Genomic DNA, 7,420 nt, shown 5'->3' with positions numbered 1-7,420 from the left:
CGCTATGCGCGAGCCAGATCAGCCCGTTGAGCGCCTGCTCGGCGACCCACCAGAAGGGCGCGCCGAGCCCGACGCTGTCGAACAGCAGCGCCAGCGCCTCCATCGGCATGATGACGAAGGTCGTCAGCGGAATCGCGATCACATTGGCGAGCGCGCCATAGAGCCCCGCCTTGTGGAAATGGAACAGCGCGATCGGCGCCAGCGCGACCTCGACCGCGAGCCCCGTGATCACCAGCCCCGCGATCCCGCGCCCAAGGCGAAACACCCACGGCTCCTCGCGCCGCGCCATGAAGCGCTGCATCGCCTTGCCTTCGTGCAGCGCGACGATCGCGGTGATCGCCGCGAAACTCAGCTGGAAGCTCGGCCCGGCGAGCGACTCGGGGCGCCACAGCAGCACGATCAGCGCCCCCGCCGCGACCAGCCGCAAGGTCATCGCCTCGCGCCCCATCAGGAAGGCGACGAGCACCAGCAACGCCGCAATGAACGACCGCAGGGTCGGCACCTCGGCCCCCGCGAGCAGCGTATATCCCCCGCCCGCCAACGCCGCGACCGCCGCCGCCAGCGGCAGCACATAGCCCGCCAGCGCCAGCCGCCGACTGAGCGCGAGAAGGCTCATCGCGAGGAACATCGCAAAACCCACCACCGCGGTCACATGCAGCCCGCTGATCGACAGCAAATGCGCCAGCCCGCTCCGCCGCATCGCCTCCTCGTCCGCCTCGCTGATCGCGCCGCGATCGCCCGCAACCAGCGCCGCCGCGATGCCGCCCGCCGACCCGTCGATCTGTTCATGGATATGGCTGCTCAGCCGCGCGCGCAGCGTCTGTTCGCCCTCCCCGGCGCCCGGCGCCCGACCGATATCGCCGAGCACCGTGCCGACCGCGCCGATCCGGTCGAACCACGCCCGCTGCGCAAAATCATAACCGCCGGGCAGGCTGGCGGTCGGCGGCGGCATCAATCGCGCGCGCAGCCCGATCGCCTCGCCTGGCGCGATGCCTTCGCCCGCTTCGCCGCTCGCGGTCACGCGCACGCGCGGCGGCAGGTCGGGCCGCGCCAGCGGCTGGACGATCAGCCGCAGCTGGTCCTTCGCGGGCAGCGGCTCGACGCTTTCGACCCGGGCCGAAAATATGGTGACCACCGGCTGCCCCAGCACCGGCGCGGCGACCCATGCCGCCCGCCCCCAGATCAGCAGCATGCCCACGGCGGCCACGCCGCAGCCGATCGCGACGCATCGCCCGAACCGCGTCTGCCAGCCGATCAGCACTCCGGCCAACGCCCCCGCAGCGAGGATCAGCAGCGCTCCGGTCCAATGCCCCATGGTCGGCAGCGCGAACCAGGCGGCGATCCCCGCGCCCAGCGCCACCGGCAGCCACAGCGCGATCCGCTCGCGCTCGGCGTCGAGCCGCGCTTCCACCCAGGCGGCCGCCCTCCGCGACATCGCCGCCGCGCGCGCACCAATGGGCGTTTGAAGCGGCCTTGTCGCCATGCTAGGGGCACCCCCGATCCCCGTCCCCGCCGTCCGCGGGGCATGCAAAACTGAGTGAAAGAGGCCGTGGTGGCAACCGAAAATCAAACTATCCCCGGCGAAGCGACCGGCGCCGACGTCGTGACGCGTTTTGCGCCGTCGCCCACGGGTTTCCTGCACATCGGCGGCGCGCGCACCGCGCTGTTCAACTGGCTGTTCGCGCGCCACCATGGCGGCAAGTTCCTGCTGCGCATCGAGGACACCGACCGCGCGCGCTCGACCGATGCGGCGATCGACGCGATCCTCGACGGCATGCGCTGGCTCGACCTCGACTGGGACGGCGAAACCGTGTTCCAGTTCGCCCGCGCCGACCGTCACGCCGCCGTCGCCGCCGAACTGATGGCGAAGGGCGAGGCCTATCGCTGTTACCTGACCCAGGACGAACTCGCCGCGATGCGCGCCGAAGCGCAGGAAAAGCGCCTGCCCTTCCGCGTCCGCAGCCCCTGGCGCGACCGGAACGACGGCGACCCCGCCGTCCCGCACGTCGTCCGCCTGCGCGCGCCGCAGGACGGCGAAGCCACGATCCACGACAAGGTGCAGGGTGACGTTACCGTCCAGAATGCCGAGCTCGACGACTTCGTCCTGCTGCGCAGCGACGGCACCCCGACCTATATGCTCAGCGTCGTCGTCGACGACAATGACATGGGCGTGACGCATGTGATCCGCGGCGACGACCATCTCAACAACGCCTTCCGCCAGCTCGCGCTGATCCGCTCGATGGGCTGGCGCGAGCCCGTTTACGCGCATGTGCCGCTGATCCACGGCGCCGACGGCGCGAAATTGTCGAAGCGCCACGGCGCACTCGGCGTCGACGCCTATCGCGACGAAATGGGCTATCTGCCCGAAGCGGTGAACAATTATCTGCTCCGCCTCGGCTGGGGCCATGGCGACGATGAAATCATCAGCCGCGCGCAGGCCGTCGAATGGTTCGACCTTGCGCATGTCGGCCGCTCGCCCTCGCGCTTCGACTTTAAAAAGCTCGAAAATCTGAACGGCCATTATCTGCGCGAAGCCGACGACACGCGTCTCGCGGGCCTCGTCGCGCCGATGACGGGCACGCTTCTCGGCCGCGACCTGACCGCTGCCGATCGGGATCTGTTGGCGCAGGCGATGCCCGCGCTCAAGCCGCGCGCCAAGACGCTGCACGAAATCGCCGACGGCGCGACCTTCCTCTTCGCCGCCGAACCGCTGGCGATGGACGAGAAGGCGGCAGCGGTGCTACAGGATGCGCCGGAGGGGATGCTCGCTTCGGTCGCCGACCGCTTGCGCGCGCTGTCCGACTGGTCGCAAGAAACGGTGGAGGCCGCCATTCGCGCAGAAAGCGAAGCGGCCGGCGTCGGGCTCGGGAAACTGGCCCAACCGCTGCGGGCGGCCCTGACCGGGCGGACCGTATCGCCTGGAATATTCGACGTGCTGCTGCTGCTGGGCCGCGATGCCAGCCTGGCGCGACTTGACGCAGCGCACAATAATCCGGCAGGGGCGTAGCCACAGCGACTCCCGCCGCCAGTACAGGGGAAGAATATGACCGACCAGACCGCAAAGATCACCCTGGGGGACACCACCGTCGAGAACCCCGTGCTGAAGGGCACCGTCGGCCCCGACGTCATCGACATCCGCAAGCTTTATGCGCAGACCGGCGCCTTCACCTACGACCCCGGCTTCACCTCGACGGCGAGCTGCGAATCGAACCTGACCTATATCGACGGGGACGAAGGCGTCCTGCTCCATCGCGGCTATGCGATCGGCGACCTCGCCGAAAACAGCAGCTTCATGGAAACCTGCTACCTGCTGCTGAACGGCGAACTGCCGAACGCCGCCGAACTGGCCGATTTCGACAACACCATCACCCGCCACACGATGCTGCACGAACAGCTATCGACCTTCTATCGCGGCTTCCGTCGCGACGCGCACCCGATGGCGGTGATGTGCGGCGTGGTCGGCGCGCTCAGCGCCTTCTACCCCGACTCGACCGAGATCCACGACCCGCGCCAGCGCATGATCGCCAGCCACCGGCTGATCGCGAAGATGCCGACGATCGCCGCGATGGCGTATAAATATTCGGTCGGACAGCCCTTCGTCTATCCCGACAATTCGCTGAGCTACACCGGCAATTTCCTGCGCATGACCTTCGGCGTCCCCGCCGAGAAATATGAGGTGAACCCGGTCGTCGAGCGCGCGCTCGACCGCATCTTCATCCTTCACGCCGATCACGAACAAAATGCGTCGACCTCGACCGTCCGCCTCGCCGGTTCGTCGGGCGCCAATCCCTTCGCCTGCATCGCGGCGGGCATCGCGTGCCTGTGGGGCCCCGCGCATGGCGGCGCCAACGAAGCCGCGCTCAACATGCTGCGCGAAATAGGCCGCCCGGAACGCATCCCCGAATATATCGCACGCGCCAAGGACAAGGACGATCCGTTCCGCCTGATGGGCTTCGGTCACCGCGTCTATAAAAACTACGACCCGCGCGCGACGGTGATGCAAAAGACCGTGCGCGAGGTGTTCGAAGCGCTGAAGGTCAACGATCCGGTGTTCGAGGTCGCGTTGCAGCTTGAGGAAATGGCGCTGAGCGATCCCTATTTCGTCGAGAAGAAGCTGTTCCCGAACGTCGATTTCTATTCGGGCGTGATCCTGTCGGCGATCGGTTTCCCGACGACGATGTTCACCGCCCTCTTCGCCCTCGCCCGCACCGTCGGTTGGGTCGCGCAGTGGAACGAAATGATCTCCGACCCCGCGCAGAAAATCGGCCGCCCGCGCCAGCTCTACACCGGCCCGACGCATCGGCCCTATGTGCCGGTCGGCGAGCGCTGATCCAACGGGAGACGAAAACGAGAAAGGGGCCGGTTTTCGGCCCCTTTTTTTTCGCCCGATGCCGATGGCCGACAACGATCACATCATGGCATGTCCTTCATCGTCACCCTCGAACGAGACACCCGGCTCGTTCGACTTGATCCGGGCTCCCGCTTGGCCGCAGCAAAGGAAGCAAGGAGCGGAATCCCGGGTCAAGCCCGGGATGACGAATGCCAGTTAGCGACCGGTTGTGGACGTTGCTGGCTGCGCCGATTATGCGCCTTAGATGTACGGCTCAGCAAACAGCCCATGGCATTCTTCAAAAAACGCCATGACAAGCCGTGCCCTCACTTCGGTTTCTGTCACTATGCCTTCCAGCGAGAGCTGGACCACATCGCCGGCGTTCACGGCGATGATCCGGTCGGTGACCCGTAAAAGATAGGGTATTTCGCCAATCTCGGCTGGCAGCTCTCCGTGTTTTGGACTGCCAAACGACAACTGATCACCAATTTGTGGGATAGTTTCGACATCTATGGAACCCGACACCCGACCATAAGCCGTGCCGATACCCAACAGGGATATATCTACATAAACCCGATGCATATTGTCCCGCTCTTCTTCGAGGAGAAAAGTGGCTTACGGTTGAAAACCTAACGTCCGCTTTCCACGCCCAACCAGTCGGTTAGCTGCAAGCGTTAAACCCTAATCCCGCGCCGGCAAACTCAGCGTAAACCGTGCCCCCTGCCCCGGCGCGCTGTCGACGGTCAGGTCGCCCTCCATCGCGCGCGCCAGTCGCCGCGCGATATAAAGGCCCAGCCCCGATCCGCCGCTGTCGGTGCGGCCGAGCCGCTCGAACTTCTCGAACACCACCGCCTGCTGCCCGGCGTCGATCCCCTGCCCCTGGTCGGCGACGGTGACCATCGCGCGGTCGCCCTGGCGGTCGAGGCGGATCCAGATCAGCGAATCCTCGGGCGAATAGCGGATCGCATTGCCCAGCAGGTTGAGCAGCACCTGCAGCACGCGGCGGAACTCGCCGGTCGCGGGCATGCGCTCGTCGGTCGGCGGGGCGTCGATGCGGATGCCCTTTTCCTCGGCCTTCATGCCGAGCAGGCCGACGGCACGGCGCGCCAGATCGCCAAGGTCGATTTCGTCGCGCGCCGCCTTGAACCCCGGGCGTTCGATATTCTGCAGGTCAGCGAGATCGTCGACCAGCCCCAGCAAATGCCGCCCGGCATGCGCGATATCGCCGGCATAGCGCGCATAATCGGCGCGGATCGGCCCGTCGAACTGACCCGAAATCGTCTCGGCCGTCGCGATGATCCGCGCCAGCGGCCCGCGCAGCGCCCCATCGATCCGCCGTCCAAAGGCGGGATCGGACAAGGGCAGCGATCCGAACGCCGGGTCTGACAGAACGGCGGGCGCGGGGGTCGCAGTCGCCGCGCCTTCTTCGGGCAGCGCCGTTCCGCGAAAGCCCGTAAAACGTCCCGCACCATCGAACAGCGGCGCAGCGGCCAGCGTCATCGCCATTCGCCCATCGGGTCCGTCGGTCCGCACCCGCTGGCCGTCGAAGCGCGCCTGCCGCGCCAGCGCCTGCAGCACCGCGAAATGGCCATCGTCATCGGGTTGCAGTTCAAACAGCTCGGACAGCGAACGCCCTTCCCAGCCGGACACGACCGGCGGCGCCGCGACCCCGCGACGCAGCGCCACCAGCCGCAACTGGCCGTCGCATTCCCACGACCAGGCCTGCGGCGACACCGCCGCCGCCTCGGTCACCGGCGGAATCTGCGGCTGGGCGATCGGGCGGGTGCGCCAGTCGCTGATCTCGATCGCCGCGCCCTCGGCGTCGGGCACGATGCGCACCAGCGCGTGGATATCGCTATGATCGTCGGCGGCGACCAGCGGCCGGCTGATCTCGCGCTGCAACCGCTGCGCCAGCGCGACGAGCCGCGCCAGATTGGGCAGCGCCAGCGGCTTGTCGAGCCCCGCGCCCGCGCGCTGCTGCAACCGCAGCAACGCCGCATCGCCGCTCACCAGCCTGCCGCCCCGGTCGATCCGGCCGCGAATGAGGCGCTCGCTCATCGCGCGCCGCCTTCGGGCTCGCCGCCCAGCATCGCGGCGCGCGCCTGCAGCGCGGCGGCATAATCGTCGGGCGCCGCGCTCGCCACCGCGCGGTTCGTCAGCATCGCCAGCGAGCCTTCGAGCGGCGCCAGCGCGGCGTGATCGCGCAGCAAGGGCGCCAGCAGCGGCGCCAGTTGTGCGGGTTCGGCGGTGATCAGCGCCAGCGCCATGTCGGCATAAAGATATTTCTGCGCCGCAGCGGCGAGCGCGATCAGCGCCGGCCAGTCGTGGCGCGCGATCGCGGCGACGGCGCTGTCCGATTGCGCGCCCACATTTGCGAGCGCGGCGTAATAGGCGATGGCGGCGCGGTCGATGCCGCGTTCGGGGTCATGCAGCGCCAGCGCCCCGCGCACCGCTTCGCCCAGCCGCACCGCCTGCGCCGGGTCCTTGCCCGACTGGACGAGCGCCCAGGCGGCGATATCGAGCAGCAGCGAGCGAAACAGGTCGGGATCGAGATCGTCGATCGCGATGCCGGGGTGGCCGAGCGCGTCGAAGCGCCGCCGATCGGCGATACGCAGCGCCAGATAGCGGCGGTCGACCTCGGACAGCGGATCGTCGGCCGGCGTCGGCGCGGCGAGCGGCCCCTCGGCGGCGGCCACCATCATCGGGACGGCGACCTCGCTGCCATGCTCCGCCGATTGTTCGCGCCAGCGATGCTCCTCGGCGCGCGCGAAACACAGGCCGGCGAGCTGGGCCGCGCCAGGCAGGCCCTGCGCCGACCAATCGTCCCACAAGGCCCGCGAATCGACCGCGCCGTCCAGCATGTCGGCAGCATCGCCGACCAGCCGCCGCGCGATGCCGAGCGCCAGCGCCCGCTGCTCTTCCGAAAGCCGCGTCGCGCCCGGCGCGCGAAGATATTCGGACGTTTCGCGCAGGCACGCCGTCAGCGCCGGATTCACCGACGCCAGTTGGGAAAGAAGCAATGCCTGCACCATGTCAGCTCGCGGATAGCAGCTTGGCGTTAATGCGCGCTAAACCTTGAAGCGCTTTGTT

The 7,420-nt window shown here is 67.9% G+C and carries 6 protein-coding genes; 2 read left to right on the top strand and 4 right to left on the bottom strand.

Annotated elements, in window-relative coordinates:
- On the bottom strand, window positions 1–1,435 hold a 1,435-nt coding region (locus tag ACREB7_RS13705), incomplete at its 3' end, for a ComEC/Rec2 family competence protein (RefSeq protein ID WP_431592830.1).
- A 117-nt stretch (window positions 1,436–1,552) separates the two neighbouring features.
- On the opposite strand from ACREB7_RS13705, the gene gltX reads away from it, so the two are divergent.
- The gene (gene gltX / locus ACREB7_RS13700; RefSeq protein WP_431592829.1) at window positions 1,553–3,007 is read left to right on the top strand and encodes a glutamate--tRNA ligase; all 1,455 of its coding nucleotides are present in this window, start codon (window positions 1,553–1,555) and stop codon (window positions 3,005–3,007) included.
- A 36-nt stretch (window positions 3,008–3,043) separates the two neighbouring features.
- Window positions 3,044–4,330, top strand: coding sequence for a citrate synthase (locus ACREB7_RS13695; protein ID WP_431592828.1), 1,287 nt, complete (start codon window positions 3,044–3,046; stop codon window positions 4,328–4,330).
- A gap of 261 nt (window positions 4,331–4,591) precedes the next feature.
- Here the strand turns inward: ACREB7_RS13695 and ACREB7_RS13690 are convergent, their stop codons facing one another.
- The 3 genes from ACREB7_RS13690 to ACREB7_RS13680 form a co-directional block, all read right to left on the bottom strand.
- Complete coding sequence (locus tag ACREB7_RS13690; RefSeq protein ID WP_431592827.1) at window positions 4,592–4,912, bottom strand: hypothetical protein; 321 nt, start codon at window positions 4,910–4,912, stop codon at window positions 4,592–4,594.
- A 99-nt stretch (window positions 4,913–5,011) separates the two neighbouring features.
- Window positions 5,012–6,388: a sensor histidine kinase gene (locus ACREB7_RS13685; protein WP_431592826.1), complete on the bottom strand. Its 1,377-nt coding sequence runs from the start codon at window positions 6,386–6,388 to the stop codon at window positions 5,012–5,014.
- Entirely contained in the window at window positions 6,385–7,362 is a 978-nt protein-coding gene (locus ACREB7_RS13680; RefSeq protein ID WP_431592825.1) for a hypothetical protein, read from the bottom strand. Before ACREB7_RS13680 ends, ACREB7_RS13685 begins: the two co-directional genes overlap by 4 nt.
- Between the last annotated feature and the right edge of the window lie 58 nt (window positions 7,363–7,420).

It is taken from the genome of Sphingopyxis sp., from assembly GCF_050725615.1.
GTDB lineage: Bacteria > Pseudomonadota > Alphaproteobacteria > Sphingomonadales > Sphingomonadaceae > Sphingopyxis.
Note: the sequence above shows the minus strand (reverse complement) of the source record. Positions and strands in the feature narration are given on the sequence as shown.

Coding starts and splice junctions, on each gene's coding strand:
- ACREB7_RS13685 (WP_431592826.1), bottom strand. CDS start 6,388: ATGAGCGAGCGCCTCATTCGCGGCCGGATCGACCGGGGCGGCAGGCTG.
- ACREB7_RS13695 (WP_431592828.1), top strand. CDS start 3,044: ATGACCGACCAGACCGCAAAGATCACCCTGGGGGACACCACCGTCGAG.
- ACREB7_RS13680 (WP_431592825.1), bottom strand. CDS start 7,362: ATGGTGCAGGCATTGCTTCTTTCCCAACTGGCGTCGGTGAATCCGGCG.
- ACREB7_RS13690 (WP_431592827.1), bottom strand. CDS start 4,912: ATGCATCGGGTTTATGTAGATATATCCCTGTTGGGTATCGGCACGGCT.